Source organism: Azospirillum sp. P4_B5 (genome assembly GCF_056402275.1).
This window is the reverse complement of sequence record NZ_JBFUHT010000036.1, coordinates 17,660-32,681: the sequence shown is the minus strand read 5'-3', so window position 1 is coordinate 32,681 and position 15,022 is coordinate 17,660. Positions and strand designations below refer to the sequence as shown.

General features: G+C 69.6%; 17 protein-coding genes. 13 read left to right on the top strand and 4 right to left on the bottom strand.

The features are described 5' to 3' along the window. Window position 1: 1 nt before the first annotated feature. Together AC1DVI_RS23880 and fliI are read right to left on the bottom strand one after the other, a co-directional pair. Window positions 2-601 (bottom strand): hypothetical protein, encoded by a 600-nt coding sequence (locus AC1DVI_RS23880; RefSeq protein WP_476960076.1) that lies wholly within the window; start codon window positions 599-601, stop codon window positions 2-4. Beyond that, the gene (gene fliI, locus AC1DVI_RS23875) at window positions 598-1,938 is read right to left on the bottom strand and encodes a flagellar protein export ATPase FliI (protein WP_476960075.1); all 1,341 of its coding nucleotides are present in this window, start codon (window positions 1,936-1,938) and stop codon (window positions 598-600) included. The genes AC1DVI_RS23880 and fliI overlap by 4 nt, the downstream gene beginning before the upstream one ends. A 125-nt stretch (window positions 1,939-2,063) precedes the next feature. On the opposite strand from fliI, the gene AC1DVI_RS23870 reads away from it, so the two are divergent. The 9 genes from AC1DVI_RS23870 to AC1DVI_RS23830 all read left to right on the top strand — a co-directional run bounded on the left by AC1DVI_RS23870 (window position 2,064) and on the right by AC1DVI_RS23830 (window position 9,139). Beyond that, on the top strand, window positions 2,064-2,456 hold the full coding sequence (locus tag AC1DVI_RS23870) for a flagellar basal body rod protein FlgB (RefSeq protein ID WP_041814267.1): 393 nt from the start codon (window positions 2,064-2,066) through the stop codon (window positions 2,454-2,456). A 20-nt stretch (window positions 2,457-2,476) separates the two neighbouring features. Further along, window positions 2,477-2,896, top strand: a complete 420-nt coding sequence (flgC, locus tag AC1DVI_RS23865) for a flagellar basal body rod protein FlgC (RefSeq protein WP_237907852.1) — start codon at window positions 2,477-2,479, stop codon at window positions 2,894-2,896. 12 nt (window positions 2,897-2,908) lie between these two features. After that, window positions 2,909-3,271: a flagellar hook-basal body complex protein FliE gene (gene fliE, locus AC1DVI_RS23860; RefSeq protein WP_476960074.1), complete on the top strand. Its 363-nt coding sequence runs from the start codon at window positions 2,909-2,911 to the stop codon at window positions 3,269-3,271. 148 nt (window positions 3,272-3,419) lie between these two features. Continuing rightward, a complete protein-coding gene (fliQ, locus tag AC1DVI_RS23855; protein ID WP_014199655.1) occupies window positions 3,420-3,686 on the top strand; it encodes a flagellar biosynthesis protein FliQ in 267 nt (88 codons plus the stop codon). A gap of 1 nt (window position 3,687) precedes the next feature. Beyond that, complete coding sequence (locus tag AC1DVI_RS23850; RefSeq protein ID WP_476960073.1) at window positions 3,688-4,458, top strand: lysozyme family protein; 771 nt, start codon at window positions 3,688-3,690, stop codon at window positions 4,456-4,458. A 70-nt stretch (window positions 4,459-4,528) separates the two neighbouring features. Then, window positions 4,529-6,622 carry a flagellar biosynthesis protein FlhA gene (gene flhA, locus AC1DVI_RS23845; RefSeq protein WP_476960072.1) on the top strand — a complete coding sequence of 698 codons (2,094 nt, stop codon included), beginning with the start codon at window positions 4,529-4,531 and terminating at the stop codon, window positions 6,620-6,622. Window positions 6,623-6,632: 10 nt separating this feature from the next. Next, entirely contained in the window at window positions 6,633-7,391 is a 759-nt protein-coding gene (locus AC1DVI_RS23840) for a flagellar biosynthetic protein FliR (RefSeq protein ID WP_476960071.1), read from the top strand. Window positions 7,392-7,401: 10 nt separating this feature from the next. After that, window positions 7,402-8,499: a flagellar biosynthesis protein FlhB gene (gene flhB, locus AC1DVI_RS23835; RefSeq protein ID WP_145626156.1), complete on the top strand. Its 1,098-nt coding sequence runs from the start codon at window positions 7,402-7,404 to the stop codon at window positions 8,497-8,499. 100 nt (window positions 8,500-8,599) lie between these two features. Further along, window positions 8,600-9,139, top strand: coding sequence for a hypothetical protein (locus tag AC1DVI_RS23830; RefSeq protein WP_476960070.1), 540 nt, complete (start codon window positions 8,600-8,602; stop codon window positions 9,137-9,139). A gap of 45 nt (window positions 9,140-9,184) precedes the next feature. Here AC1DVI_RS23830 and AC1DVI_RS23825 read toward each other — a convergent pair whose 3' ends face one another. Continuing rightward, window positions 9,185-9,613 (bottom strand): Lrp/AsnC family transcriptional regulator, encoded by a 429-nt coding sequence (locus tag AC1DVI_RS23825; protein WP_040138311.1) that lies wholly within the window; start codon window positions 9,611-9,613, stop codon window positions 9,185-9,187. A gap of 131 nt (window positions 9,614-9,744) precedes the next feature. On the opposite strand from AC1DVI_RS23825, the gene AC1DVI_RS23820 reads away from it, so the two are divergent. Continuing rightward, window positions 9,745-10,872, top strand: coding sequence for a saccharopine dehydrogenase family protein (locus AC1DVI_RS23820; RefSeq protein WP_476960069.1), 1,128 nt, complete (start codon window positions 9,745-9,747; stop codon window positions 10,870-10,872). A gap of 222 nt (window positions 10,873-11,094) precedes the next feature. Here the strand turns inward: AC1DVI_RS23820 and AC1DVI_RS23815 are convergent, their stop codons facing one another. After that, a complete protein-coding gene (locus AC1DVI_RS23815; protein WP_476960068.1) occupies window positions 11,095-12,849 on the bottom strand; it encodes a thiamine pyrophosphate-dependent enzyme in 1,755 nt (584 codons plus the stop codon). 290 nt (window positions 12,850-13,139) lie between these two features. On the opposite strand from AC1DVI_RS23815, the gene AC1DVI_RS23810 reads away from it, so the two are divergent. From AC1DVI_RS23810 to AC1DVI_RS23800, 3 genes are all read left to right on the top strand, one after another. Next, on the top strand, window positions 13,140-14,069 hold the full coding sequence (locus AC1DVI_RS23810; protein WP_476960067.1) for a PDR/VanB family oxidoreductase: 930 nt from the start codon (window positions 13,140-13,142) through the stop codon (window positions 14,067-14,069). Between the two features lie 36 nt (window positions 14,070-14,105). Continuing rightward, on the top strand, window positions 14,106-14,531 hold the full coding sequence (locus AC1DVI_RS23805) for a PAS domain-containing protein (RefSeq protein WP_476960066.1): 426 nt from the start codon (window positions 14,106-14,108) through the stop codon (window positions 14,529-14,531). Window positions 14,532-14,631: 100 nt separating this feature from the next. Continuing rightward, on the top strand, window positions 14,632-14,946 hold the full coding sequence (locus AC1DVI_RS23800) for a hypothetical protein (protein WP_476960065.1): 315 nt from the start codon (window positions 14,632-14,634) through the stop codon (window positions 14,944-14,946). Window positions 14,947-15,022 lie beyond the last annotated feature (76 nt).

Below are 15,022 nucleotides of genomic sequence, written 5' to 3'. Positions count from 1 at the left end.
GTCAGAGCCGGACGGCCGGGCGGTCCGCCGGCTGGGTGGCGTGCAGCTCGTAGAGCTTTGCCAGGATTTGCGGAGCGGGCTGCTCCGGCTTGGCCGCCGGCGTGTCCGCCGTGGCATCGCTGCCCGGCGACTTGCGGGCGAGCGCTTCCGCCAGCACGGCGGGGGATGGGCGATGGTCCGCCGGAGGCTCCTGCGCCGGGCCGGCGAGGAAGGGCAGGGGCGGGGCGCTGGACGGCGTGTCCTTCGCCGGAGCCTTCGTCTCGTCCGCGCCGCCCTCCGCCAGCGCGACGAGGTGGCCCAGTGGGTCGTCGCCGGTCACCCCCTCGAAGGCGGCCATGGCGGCGCTGCCCAGCAGGCCGATGGGGCCGCCGAACAGGAAGCCGCCGGCCAGCCGCGCCGGCAAGCCGATCTCGTCGCCGGTGGCGTGGCGGTAGACCTGCGACACCCCCGGCAGGTGTTGGAGGGGATTCACCGCGTCCAGCAGGTCCCCGAAATCCAGGCTGAGGTCGGTCGCCTCCTGTTTCGCTGTGGCCTTCACGGCGTCCCGTGCGGCGGTGGTCGGGGCAAGCGCGCGGGCGGCGAGCGCGGTGGCGTTGGTCATGGGACGACTCCGGTGGGGGCGGCGAGAATGCGGTCGAGGAAACGGAAGGAGTCGAGGGACGGCGTGGCGTCGTCCTTGCCCTGGCGCAGGAACTCCTCCAGCGCCGGGTTCAGCGCGACGGCGTCGTCCACCTCCGCGTCGGTGCCGGCCTTGTAGGCGCCGATCCGCACCAGCTCCCGCATGTTGTCGTAGGTGGCGGCGAGGCTGCGGGCGCGGCGCAGCAGGGCGTTCTGCTCCGCCGTGTGGCAGCCGGGCAGCAGGCGCGACACGCTGCGCAGCACGTTCACGGCGGGGTAGCGCCCCTGCTCGGCGATGCGACGGTCCAGAACGACGTGCCCGTCCAGGATGCCGCGCACCGCGTCGGCGATCGGCTCGTCATGATCGTCGCCGTCCACCAGGACGGTGAAGATGCCGGTGATGTCGCCCTGGCCATCCTGCCCCGGCCCGGCGCGCTCCATCAGCTTGGGCAGTTCGGCGAAGACGCTGGGCGGGTAGCTCTTGGCGGTCGGCGGCTCCCCGGCGGCCAGCCCGATCTCGCGCTGGGCCATGGCGAAGCGGGTCACGCTGTCGATCAGGCAGAGGACGTGCAGGCCGCGGTCGCGCAACTCCTCCGCCACGGTCAGGCAGAGATGGGCGGCCTGCCGGCGCATCAGCGGCGGCTCGTCCGAGGTGGCGACCACGACGACGGAGCGGGCGAGGCCGTCGGCGCCGAGATCGTCCTGGATGAACTCCTGCACCTCGCGCCCGCGCTCGCCCACCAGGCCGATCACGATGGCGTCGGCCCCGGCGTGGCGGGCGACCATCGACAGCAGGGTGGATTTGCCGACGCCGGACCCGGCGAAGACGCCCATGCGCTGGCCGCGGCAAATGGGGGTGAAGACATCGATGGCGCGCACGCCGGTGTCCATCTTCGCCCCCACCCGGCGGCGCGCGTAGGCCGGCGGCGGTGCCGCGCGCAGCGAGCGGGCGTGATGGCCGTTGCGCAAGGGGCCGCGCCCGTCGATCGGCTCTCCCAGCGCGTTGACGACGCGGCCCAGCCAGCCGGGGCCGGGACGCAGCGTGAAGGCGGTGTCGTCGGTGACGGCGCTGCCGCCCTCCGCCACGCCGTCGAGATTGTCGAAGGCCATCAGCAGCGTGCGGCCCTGGCGGAAGCCGATGGTCTCGCAGAGCAGGCGCTGGCCGCGCGCCGTCTCCGCCCAGCATTTGTCGCCCACCGCCAGGACGCGGCGCAGCCCCTCCACCTCCAGCGTCATGCCGGCGGCACTGCGGATCTCGCCGCGCCAGGAGCGGGTCGGCATCCGCTCGATCTCGGATAGAAGGTTGGAAAGCACGCGCATCGCCGGGACGTCTCCGCCGTGTCGGAATGCGGTGATCCTGACACGAGGATTTTAAATCCGGTTTTAAACGCCGGGAGTCATCTTGGCCCTGCCTTGCCTTCCGGCTTTGCGATAGGGCCGTTCCAATGGATTTTAGCAACATTTCGGTGTTTCGGCTGACCGGCGCGCGCCTCGATTACTTGGCGGAGCGGCAGAAGCTGATCGCCGCCAACGTCGTGAACGCTAACACGCCCGGCTATCAGCCGAAGGACCTGAAGCCCTTCGCGGCGCTGATGGACGGTCCGCAGACGGTGGCGCCCGCGCTCACCTCGCCGATGCACCTGACGGGCTTCAACCCGTCCGGCGCGGTGCAGGAGGCGCGCAAGCCCGAGCAGTGGGAAACCACACCGGACGGCAATGCCGTGTCGCTGGAGCAGGAGATGACCAAGGGCAGCGAGACGCGCGACGCCTTTGCCCTGACCGCTGGTCTGTTTCAGCGCAACCTGCAAATCCTGCGCGCCGCCTGGCGCGCCGGCTGACGACTTCGGAGTCCCCTCCCATGCTCACCGATCCCCTGGCCGCGACGATGCGGATCGCCAGTTCGGGCCTGCAGGCGCAGGGCACCCGGCTGCGCGTGGTCGCCGAGAACATCGCCAATTCCGATTCCACCGCCATGACGGCGGGCGGCGATCCCTACCGCCGCAAGACCGTGTCCTTCGCCACCACGATGGACCGCGCCGCCGGGTCGGAGATCGTGAAGGTCAAGCAGATCGGGCGCGACCGCAGCGACTTCCAGCTCGTCTACGAGCCCTCGCACCCCGCCGCCGACGAGAAGGGCTACGTCAAGCGTCCGAACGTCCAGCCGTTGATCGAGATGATGGACATGCGCGAGGCCAGCCGCTCCTTCGAGGCGAGCGTCAACGTGATCGAACAGTCGCGGACCATGATGAGCCGCATGATCGACCTTCTGCGCGGCTGAGGAGATTAGAGCATGATCGAACCCATCGGCCGCGCCGCCGCCGCCTACGGCCTCCACCGCGCGCCCCTGGCCCAGCCGGCGCCCGCCGCCTCGCTCGCCACGCCTTCCGCGGCGGCTGCTGTGGCGTCGCCGTCCAGCGCGACGTCGGCGTCGGCGGAGAGTAGCTTCGGCGCCTTCCTCGACCGTCAGGTGTCGCAGGCGGTGGAGACGCTGAACGAGGGCGAGCGCATGTCCGTCGCCGCCGTCGCCGGCAAGGCCGGCACGCACGAGGTCGTGCGTTCCGTGCTCGCCGCCGAGATGACCGTGCAGACGGTCGTGTCGATCCGCGACCGCATGGTGCAGGCCTATCAGGACGTCATGCGGATGGCGATTTGAGCGCGTGTGTTGGGACGCATTGCCCCCTCCCTAACCCTCCCCCGCTAACGCAGGGGAGGGGATTTAAGTCCCTCTCCTGCGAAGCGGGGGAGGGAAGGGGCCCGCGGCGAAGCCGTGGGAAGGGTGGGGGCAACACCGGAGAACCCCCATGAACGAAGCCGACGTGCTGGAAGTCCTGCGCACGGGCATCTGGACGATGCTGCTGATCGCCGCGCCGCCGCTGGTCATCGCGGTGCTGGTGGGCGTGGCGATCTCGCTGGTCCAGGCGCTGACCCAGGTGCAGGAGATGACGCTCACCTTCGTGCCGAAGATCGTCGCCATCCTGGTCACCACCGTGCTGGCGCTGCCCTTCATGTACGGCGCCCTGACCACCTACGCCGACCGGCTGGGCAGCCTGATCGTCTCGGTGCGGTGACATGCGCCGGCTGGCCGGACTGGCGGCACTGCTCCTGGCCGGGACCGCAACCGCCGCGGAGGTGAAGCCGCCCGCCGCGCAGATCGGGACATGGTCCACCGCCCTCTACGCGCCACGCGCCGTCCCCTCCCGCAGCCTGCCGCCGGAAGCCGCCTGCATCGACGCCATCCTGGCGGCGGAGCGCGAGGCGGGGGTGACCGACCACATGCTGCTCGCCATGGGTTTCACCGAGGCCGGGCGGATGACCGCCGACCGGCTGTTCACCGTCTGGCCCTGGACCGTCAACACCGAGGGCGCCTCCAGCTATTTCCAAACGCGGGAGGAGGCCATCGCCTTCGTGCGCGCCGCGCAGGCGCGGGGCACGCGCTCCATCGATGTGGGCTGCCTTCAGGTGAACCTGAAATGGCACCCTGACGCCTTTCCCGACCTGGAGACCGCCTTCGACCCGCGCGCCAACGCCCGCTATGCCGCGCGCTTCCTGGGCGACCTGCACCGCGCGCAGGGATCGCTGGACGCCGCCATCGCCCGCTACCACTCCGCCCAGTCGGAGCGCGGGGCGGCCTACCGCGAGCGGGTCGGCGGCAACCGGCGCTGGGTGGCCGGCGCCATGGATTACCTGAAGACGCTGGCCGCCGGTCCCCAAGCGGCCGCTTCCCAAGCCGCCCCCGGCGCGTTGCCCGCCTGGGGCAAGGCCGAGCTTGGCCGCCTGTCCTTCCTGTCCAGCCTCTACGCCAACGCGGCGGCGAAACCCCTTCTGCCGGGCGCGGACTGACCCCGACGTAAAAGCCGGTTTTACCGCGGGGCGCTAGCGTACCAACGGTGCCGCACCCTGGAGTTCCCGCATGGCTTTCACGGACACCCTTCGGAACCGGATGACCAGCCTCGGCGATGCCGGGCTGGCGAACCGCGACGTGCTGTTCGCGCTGGCCATCGTGCTGGTGCTGGCCGTGCTGTTCCTGCCGGTGCCGACCTGGTTCCTCGACCTCGGGCTGGCGCTGTCGCTGGCGGTCAGCGTGCTGATCCTGATGGTCTCGCTGTGGATCTCCCGGCCGCTGGACTTCTCATCCTTCCCGACCGTGCTGCTGGTCGTCACGGTGCTGCGGCTGGCGCTGAACATCGCCTCGACCCGCCTGATCCTCAGCCACGGCCACACCGGCCCGTCCGCCGCCGGCCATGTGATCGAAGGCTTCAGCCAGTTCATCATGGGCGGCAACTTCGTGATCGGCGTGGTGATCTTCGCCATCCTGATCGTCATCAACTTCGTGGTCATCACCAAGGGCGCCTCCCGCATCGCAGAGGTCGGCGCGCGTTTCACGCTGGACGCCATTCCCGGCAAGCAGATGGCCATCGACGCCGACCTCTCCGCCGGCATGATCGACGACGTCGAGGCCCGCCGCCGCCGCAAGGAGCTGGAAGACGAGAGCACCTTCTTCGGCGCCATGGACGGCGCGTCGAAGTTCGTGCGCGGCGACGCGGTGGCCGGGCTGGTCGTCACCGCCATCAACGTGCTGGGCGGCATGGCCATCGGCATGGCGCAGCAGGGCATGTCCTTCGAATCCGCGGCGTCGGTCTACACCATCCTGACGGTCGGCGACGGTCTGGCGACGCAGATCCCGGCGCTGGTCGTCTCGCTGGCCGCCGGCCTGCTGGTGACCAAGGGCGGCAACGTCGGCTCCGCCGATCAGGCGGTGCTCGCCCAGCTCGGCGGCTACCCCAAGGCGCTGATGGTGGCGGGCGGGCTGCTCTGCACGCTGGGCGTGACGCCGGGCCTGCCGGCCGCCCCCTTCGTCCTGCTCGGCGGCGGCTTTGGCGCGGCGGGCTGGTACGCGATGCGCGGCAAGATGCGCCGCGCGGCCCTCGCCCGGCTGGAGGAAAGCCGCAAGGCCCCCACGGCCGCCGCCGAGGAGTCGGTGGAGGACATGCTGAAGGTGGACGAGGTGAAGGTGGAGGTCGGCAACCACCTCGTCCCGCTGATCCTCAACAAGAACGGCCCGCTGACCGGCAAGGTGAAGACGCTTCGCAAGCGCTTCGCCAAGGAGTTCGGCTTCATCCTGCCGTCGGTGCGCATCAAGGACAGCAGCTTCCTGCCGCCCAAGGGCTACGTCGTCAGCGTCATGGGCGTCGAGGTGGCGAGCGGCGAGGTGCGGCCCAAGCAGCTTCTCGCCATCGACCCGTCCGGCGGGGCGGCCCCCGACCTGCCCGGCGAGGCGACGCGGGAGCCGACCTTCAACCTCCAGGCCCGCTGGATCGATCCGGCCCGGCACGAGGAGGCCATCGCCAAGGGCTACACGGTGGTCGACCCGGAAAGCGTCATCACCACCCACCTGACCGAGGTCATCAAGGACCATCTCTCGACCCTGCTGACCTTCGCCGCCATGCAGAAGCTGCTGGACGGGCTGGGGCGGGAGTACCAGAAGCTGATCTCCGACATGGTGCCCTCGCGCATCACGCTGGTGGTGGTGCAGCGCGTGCTCCAGGCGCTGCTGGCGGAGCGGGTGTCGATCCGCAACCTGCCGGCCATCGTCGAGGCCATCGCCGAGGCGGTGAACTGGACGCGCAACATCACGCTGGTCACCGAGCATGTGCGGGCGCGGCTGGGCCAGCAGATCTGCCAGTCGCTGACAGCACCCGACGGCTTCGTCCCGGTCATCGTCCTGACCCCGCGCTGGGAGCAGGCGCTCCAGCAGAGCGTCGTTGCCGAGGGCGAGGACCGCCGCTTCGCCATGCCGCCGACCCAGGTGCAGGAGTTCCTGACCGCGCTGCGCATCACCATCCAGAAGCACGCCACGCCGCAGGTCTGGCCGGCGCTGCTGGTCGGGGCGGAGGTGCGGCCCTTCGTCCGCTCCCTGCTGGAGCGGGTCAGCCCGATGACCCCGGTCATCAGTCACGCCGAGCTGCACCGCAAGGTGTCCGTCAAGACGATCGACCAGGTGTGAAGGAACGGTGATGGACACGCTCGCCGACCTGCTCAGCCTGGAGGTCTACCGCGCCTTTCTGGTCTTCGCCCGCGTCGCCGCGGCGGTCAGCCTGCTGCCGGGCTTCGGGGAGCTGGCGGTGCCGCCGCGGGTGCGGCTGTGCATCGCGATCCCGGTGGCGCTGGCGCTGACCCCGACGGTGCCCGGCCTGCCCGACCGCCTGCCGCCCGACGCCGCGGTGATTCTGGAACAGCTCTTCGCGGAGACGGTGGCCGGCGCCTTCCTCGGGCTGGGAGCCAAGCTGTTCCTGGCCTCGCTCCAGGTCGCCGGCAACATCGCCGCCCAGGCGATGGGCCTCGCCAACCCCTTCGGCACCGACGCGGCGGGGTTCGAGAGCGGGTCGATCCTGTCGGGAACGCTGGTCATTTCGGGGCTGGCGCTGCTGTTCGCGCTCGATCTGCATTACCTGATGATCGACGCGCTGGTGCGCTCCTACGGAAGCTGGCCGGCGGCGACGCTGCCCGATCCCGGCATGGTGGCGGGGCGCTACGCCCAGCTCGTCGGCGTCACCTTCCGGCTGGGCGTTCAGATGGCCGCACCCTTCCTGGTCTTCGGCATGATCGCCAACATGGCGCTGGCCCTGGTCAACCGGGTGATGCCCTCCATGCCCGTCTATTTCGTCGCCACCCCGGCGATGGTCGGCGGCGGGATGCTGGTCTTCCTGGTGACGGCGGGCGCCATGGTCACCGCCGCGCTGGCGGCGCTGGCCGGCTGGCTCGGCGGGCGGTGAGGGGGCGGCGATGTCCGACGGTCAGGACGAGGAACAGAAAACCGAGGAGCCGACCGAGAAACGGCTGCGCGAGGCGATGGACAAGGGCGACGTCCCCCGCGCCCGCGACGTCGGTCTGGCCGCCACCATGGCCGCGGCCTGGCTGATCGCCGCGGCGGGCGGGCCGCTCGCCGCTTCCCGCATCGCCGAGGTGCTGCTGCCGCTGATCGAGAACCCAAACGACATCCGGCTCGACGGCGGCCCCTACGACGTGATGAACAGCCTGCGCTGGCTGATCGGCGGGGTGGCGGTGGCGATGCTGCCGGTGCTGGGCCTGCTGGTCGGCGGGGCGGTGGTGTCGGCGGTGGGGCAGGGGCCGCTTCTGGCCGCCAGCGACCGCATCCGGCCCAAGCTGTCGCATTTGTCGCCGCTCAGCGGCTGGCGGCGCATCTTTGCGCGCCACGCGCTGGTCGAATTCGTGAAGAGTCTCGTGAAACTGGCGATCATCGCCTGCGCCGTCTGGTTCGCCGTGGCGCCCTACATCGATTGGACGGAGGGGATCGTGGGGATGGACGTTGCGGCGCTTCCCGACCTGCTGCGGGACCTGACCCTGCGGCTGCTGCTGGCCGTCCTCCTGGCGACGGTGGTGATGGCCGCCGTGGACGTGCTGTGGAACCGGCTGGAATGGCGCCGCCGCCTGCGCATGACCTTCCAGGAGTTGAAAGACGAGTTCAAGCAGACCGAGGGCGATCCGCATCTGAAGGCGAAGCTGCGCGAGATCCGGCGCGACCGCTCGAAGCGCCGCATGATGGCGAACGTGCCGCGCGCCACCGTGGTCATCGCCAACCCGACCCATTTCGCGGTGGCCCTGGAATACGACCGCGCCAAGATGCCGGCGCCGGTCTGCCTCGCCAAGGGGGCCGACCTCGTGGCGCTGCGCATCCGCGCGGTGGCCGAGGAGAACGGCGTGCCGGTGATCGAGAACCCGCCGCTGGCCCGTGCCCTCTACGCCGCGTCGGAGGTCGACGCGGTGATCCCGCTCCAGCATTACCAGGCGGTGGCCGAGGTGATGATGTATGTGCTGCGCCTGAAGAACGGAGGGGCGGCGCAGCCGGCGCAACGGGCATAACAGGGCGGGCGCCGGATGGTTTGGAATTCAGCTTAATGTCTTCTCAACGGGTTTGGCGGTAGACGAAGGAACTCTCCACCTTCCGCGACGCATCACGGCAATGAGCGACGGCGACGACCTGTTCGAGATGTACCGCTCCGACCGCGCGGCCTCCGGCGCGCTGAAGGGGGAGGCGCTGGCCACCGCGCTGGCCGACAATGTGCGGCGCAGCTTCGCCGAGATGGACCGGCTGATCCCGGAGGTGACCCAGGCGCTCGCCCAGGCCCGCTACACGCTGCGCCTGGCCCCTGCGGTGGTGGACCGTGGCAGCTACCTTCAGCACGACCGCTCGTCCGAAAGTTTCCGCGATTACCTGCGCCTGTGGAGCCACCGCCGCGCCGAGGCGGGCAGCGGCGGGATGCATTGGGAAGCGAAGATCCTGGTCACCGACAGCCGCCGCCGCACGGCGGAACTCGGGCTGGGCGTGGCCGTCGAGTGGCCGACCGCGGACCGCGCGGCCGATTGCGCCTTCGTGGAGTTCTGGACGACCGGCCAGGGGGTGAACCTCCCCTCCGAGGGCCGCAACTTCCAGCGTGCCCTGGTCGCCTGCCTGCGGCGGCTGGAAGAGGCGGGGGAGATCACACCCGCTGGGAAGCGCTAACCGCGGCAACCGGGCGGCTGTCACCTTTCTTCACCGTTCGAACCCTCACCGCTCGAACTTCGTCGCCATGATGATCGACGAGGTCGTCCGCTCGATGCCGTCGATGGCGCCGATGCGGTCGATCAGCGCGTCCATCTCCTCCATCGTTCCGGTCCGCACCACCGCGATCAGGTCGTGCGCGCCGCTGATGGCGTGGAGCGCCCGCACCTCCGGAATCCGCTTCAGCGCCTGGACCACCGCGGCGGTCAGCTTGGGCGACAGGTTGATGGAGACATGGGCACGGATCATCCGGCGTGCCGTCTCGTCCGACAGCCGCACCGTGTAGCCGGCGATCACCCCGCGCTCCTCCAGCCGCTGGATGCGGCTCTGCACCGTGCTGCGCGACACGCGCAGGCGGCGGGCCAGCGCGGCGGTGGGCTCCCGCGCGTTGTCCTGAAGCGCGTCGAGGAGATGCTGATCCAGCTCGTCCATCATATCGCTGGCCTTTCCGTCAATCCGCCGATCAATATCAGGCGTTTCGGCACCCTGCACCCTGCACATCGACAGGCCGTCCGGTCAAGATTGCGTCATAACGACGCAAGACAGAAAGCAGGGGGTACGGGACGATGCGCGACATTCTTCTGATGGGCGGCGGCAAGATCGGCGAGACCATCGGCGACTTCCTGAAGGCCACGGGCGATTACCGGGTGACCGTCGCCGACCGTTCGGCGGACGCGCTGGAGCGGCTGCCGACGCACCCGCGCATGGAGACGCGCGTGGTGGACGCCGCCGACCCCGCCGATCTCGCCGACGCAATGCGCGGCAAGTTCGCGGTGCTGAGCGCGCTGCCCTACCACCTGACGGTTGGCGTGGCGGAGGCGGCGCGGGAGGCCGGCACCCATTACCTCGACCTGACGGAGGACGTGGCGAGCACGCGGCGCGTCAAGGAGCTGGCCGACGGCGCGCCCTGCGCCTTCATTCCGCAATGCGGGTTGGCGCCGGGCTTCATCTCCATCGTCGCCAACGACGTGGCCTCGCGCTTCGACGCGCTGGACACGGTGCGGATGCGCGTCGGCGCCCTGCCGAAGTATCCGTCCAACGCCCTGAACTACAACCTGACCTGGAGCACCGAGGGCGTCATCAACGAGTATCTGGAGCCTTGCGAGGCCATCGTCGAAGGCCGCCTCGTCTCCGTCCCGCCGCTGGAGGAGCGCGAGGAGTTCTCCCTCGACGGCGTGCTGTACGAGGCGTTCAACACCTCGGGTGGCCTGGGCACGCTGTGCGAGACGCTGGCGGGCAAGGTGCGGACGTTGAATTACCGCTCCGTCCGCTATCCGGGGCACCGCGACCTGATGAAGGCGCTGCTGCACGACCTGCGGCTGGGCAGCCGGCGGGAGTTGCTGAAGGACATCCTCGAACACTCGATCCCGGCGACCCTCCAGGACGTCGTGCTGATCTTCGTGACGGTGACCGGGACGAAGCGGGGCCGGCTGCTCCAGGAAACCTACGCCAACAAGATCTATGGGCGGGAAATCGGCGGCACCTTCTACAACGGCATCCAGATCACCACCGCGTCGGGCATGTGCGCCGTGCTCGACCTGCTGGCCGACGGCGCGCTGCCGCAGCGGGGCTTCGTGAAGCAGGAGGAGGTGCGCTACGCCGACTTCATCGCCAACCGCTTCGGGCGCAACTACGCGATGACCGACGCGGCGCCTCAGCAGGGATCGCAGCAGGGGGTGGGGCGCGCCGCGTGAACGGGCGCCCCATCCCTTCTCCCCCCTGGGGAGAAGGTCAGGATGAGGGGGGCGCCGAAGGCGCACCGAGCGGGCGAAGCGGAGATGTTTCTCCGCCCTGCCGGGCGTAAACGCCCCCTCACCCAACCCTCTCCCCGCTTTCGGCGGACCTTTGGTCCGCCTGTCGCGTCAGCGCAAACGAAGTTTGCGCATGAGCGGGGGAGAGGGCAAATGATGCGTTCCTCAAATCACCTCGCGGGCGCGGCCCTTGAAGACGGTGGCGGCGATCTTCAGGGCGTCGGGGGTGCCGCGGGCCAGCGCCTCGGTGAAGTGCAGGGCCTGCTTGGCCTGGACCTTCGGCGGCATCGGCGGCTCGTTGGTGTCGACGAGGCAGTCCACCACCACCGGTCCGGGATGGGCGAGGGCGGCGTCCAGAGTGGCGCCGCAGTCCTTCGGGTCAGTGATTGTGAAGCCCTTGCCGCCGCAGGCCTCCGCCACCTTGGCGAAGTCGATGGGCTGGAGGTCGCAGACATACTCGGGGTTGCCGAGCATGGCGATCTGCTCCCACTTGATCTGGCCGAGCGAATTGTTGTTGTTGATGATGACCTTGATCGGCAGCTTGTACTTCACCGCCGTGGCGAAGTCGGCCATCAGCATGGAAAATCCGCCGTCCCCGACATAGGCCACCACCTGCCGTCCGGCATGGGCGAGCTGGGCCGCGATGGCGTAGGGGACGCCCGGCGCCATGGTGGCGAGGTTGCCGGACAGGGAGTGCATCTGGCCGCGCCGCGCCGGAATCTGCCGCGCCCACCAGGTGGCGATGGTGCCGCTGTCGCAGGCGACGATGGCCGTGTCGGACAGGCGCTTGCCCAGCTCCCACGCGACGACCTGCGGCTTCATCGGCAGGTCGGGGCGGGTGCCGCGCTCCTCCATCAATTTCATCCACTCCGCCTTGCCCGCCTGCGCCGTCTTCAGGAAAGAGCGGTCCTCGTGCCGCCGCACCCGCTCGGTCAGGATGTCCAGCGCCAGCCCGCAGTCGCCGACCAGCCCGGCCTCCACCGGATAGCGCAGGCCGATGCGCGCCGCGTCGATGTCGATCTGGATGGCGCGGGCCTGCCCCGGCTTCGGGTAATACTCGATGTAGGGGAAGGTCGATCCGGCGATCAGCAGCGTGTCGCAGGTCTCCAGCGCCTCCTGCGAGGGGGCGGTGCCGAGCAGCCCGACCTGGCCCGTCGTGAAGGGGCTGTCGTCCGGCACCGCGGCCTTGCCCAGCAGCGCCTTGACGATCACCGCCCCCAGCTTGTCGGCCAGCCGTTCGAGCTGGTCGGTCGCCTTCAGCGCGCCCTGGCCGGCCAGGATGACGATGCGCTTGCCGGCGTCCAGGATTTCCACCGCGCGGTGGGTCTGCGCCTCCGACGGGACGGGCAGTTGCGGGGCGAACAGGGCGGTGTTGTGGCCCTTCACGTTGCGCGGCGCCCGCATGTCGGCGCCGATGCCCTGCTCCTGCAAATCCACGGGGATGGTGATGTGCGACACGCCGCGGTGGGCGAGCGCGGTGCGGCAGGCCAGATTGGCGATGTTGCGGACATGCGCCGCCCCCATGATGCGCTGGTTGTAGAGCGCGACGTCCTGGAACACCTTGTCCAGCTCCACGTCCTGCTGGGTGTAGGTGCCGACGAGATCGTGGTATTGCAGCCCGGTGATCGCCAGCACCGGCTGATGGTCCAGCTTGGCGTCGTAGAGACCGTTCAGCAGATGCAGCCCGCCGGGGCCGGAGGTGGCGATGCACACGCCCAGCCTCCCGGTGAACTTGGCGTAGCCGCAGGCGGCGAAGGCCGCCGCCTCCTCATGCCGGACCTGGATGAAGCGGATCTCGTCCTGGCGGCGGCGCAACGCCTCGACGATGCCGTTGATGCCGTCACCGGGCATGCCGAAGATCGTGTCCACGCCCCAATCCACCAGAACATCCACCAGGATGTCGGAAGCCGTGCTCGCCATGCGGGAGTCTCCGTCGCAAACGGTCTTGATGAAGTCGCTCAACCCTTCGGCAACCGAGCGGAGCCGGGACGGTTCCCCGAACGGTGGGGCGTTATTGGCTCTTGACCTCAAGTTAAGGTGAGGTTTTAGAGTTGCCGTAATGTATCTGGCATGCCAGTGGTGCCCCGCTCAGTCCGGGCGTCCGAGGGCAGGCCGGGGTGCAGGATGGAGCAACCACCCGGGCGGGCGAAAGAATGACGACAACCGGTCTAAGGGAGAATGCGCAGCGGTCGCCGGCAATGACGCGGTCGATGCGCGTCCATCATATGGCGCGCGTCACACCGCAAGTCCTGCTGGTGGAACTCCGCGACCCGGACGGCGAGGCCTTGCCGCCCTACGAGCCCGGCGCGCACATCGACGTGCATTTGCCGGACGGGGCGGTGCGCTCCTACTCGTTGTGCGGCGACCCGGCGGATCGCTCCGCCTATCGGATTGCCGTCTTGAATCTGCCGGGCGGGCGGGGGTCGCGCTTCATCCACGGGGAACTGCGGCTCGGCACCGCCGTCGCCATCGCTCCGCCCCGCAACAATTTCCGCTTCGACGCCGCACCGCGTTATTTGTTCATCGCCGGCGGCATCGGCATCACGCCTCTGCTGCCGATGATCCGCGTGGCGGCGCGCCGGGGAGCCGATTGGGTCCTGCATTACTGCGTGCGCAGCGCGGCCGAGGCGCCGTTCCTCGCCGAGCTTCGCGAGCTGGGCAACGGCGACGTGGTGGCTCACGCCGCGGACGAAGGCCGACGGCTGGCGGTGCCCGACCTCCTCGCGGCGACGCCCGACGATGCCCTGATCTATTGCTGCGGCCCGCAGCGCTTGATGGACGCGGTCGCAAGCGCCGCACGGCCGGCGCAGCAGGATGTGCGCTTCGAATGGTTCACGCCACGCTCGGATGCGGGGCGTGACGCGGCGCCGGATGATCGCTTCGAAGTCATCTGCGCCCGCTCCGGCGTGACCGTCGCGGTGAAGGAGGGGACCAGCGTGCTCGACGCGCTCGACGCCGCGGGCGTTCCGGTCACCTCCTCGTGCGAGCAGGGCATCTGCGGCACCTGCGAGACGACGGTGCTGGAGGGGGAACCCGACCATCGCGACAGCGTCCTGTCCGACGCCGAACGCGCCGCCGGAAAGACGATGATGATCTGCGTGTCGCGCGCCCGCAGCGCACGTCTTGTCTTGGACATTTGAATCGGGCACATCGCAACGGAAAGACAGGGGGGATTTATGACCGAGAACGACCTGCAACGGCTGGGGCTTGCGCTGCTGAACAGCCCGGCCGAGGCCATCGCCTATTCCGACCGGGACGGCATCATCCGCTTCTGGAACGCGGGGGCCGAGCGCGTGTTCGGCTTCACCGCCGACGAGGCGCTCGGCCAATCGCTGGACATCATCATTCCGGACCGTCAGCGCCAACGCCATTGGGACGGCTACGACCAAGTGATGAAGACGGGGGAAAGCCGTTACGGCAGCGGCGATCTGCTGTCGGTGCCGGCGATGCGCAAGGACGGAACCCGCATCTCGGTGGAGTTCACCATTGTGCCTCTGAAAGACGCGGACGGCGCAATGCTGGGGATGGCGGCGGTCATGCGCGACGTCACCGCCCGGTTCGACGAAGTGAAGGCCCTGCGCCGCCAAGCCGCCGGACGCTGAAACGCCCGTTGATGCCCGGGCGCCCAAAATCGGAACCCTCCCGGACGGGGTCCGTTGAGAGGGGGCGATATCCTCAAGACATCAGCGTAGGGAGTGCGTCATGCGCAATCTGATAATCGCGGCGTCGGCCGCGATGCTTCTGGCCGCCTGTTCGGGCATGGATGGCGGCGGAACGAGCGGCAGCGGGATGAACAGCGGCGGCTCCGGCGGTGGCCTTACGGGCGGCGGCACGTCCGGCAGCCAGGGCGTGGACGAGCCCGACGTCAATCCGAACGCGACCAGTTCCAGCCCCGGCCCTTACAGCGGGTCCGGGGTGAGCGAGCCGCAAAGCCGCACACGGTCGCCCAACGAATCCGGCATGGACCAGGGCATGACGCGCCAATCCCTGCCGAACCGCTCCGGCACCGGGTGGTAACCCGCAACGGCGCGGCCATCCTGCGGAATTCCGGACCCGAGCGAATAGGGGGAGCCTGACCGGTCTGCGCTGGAAC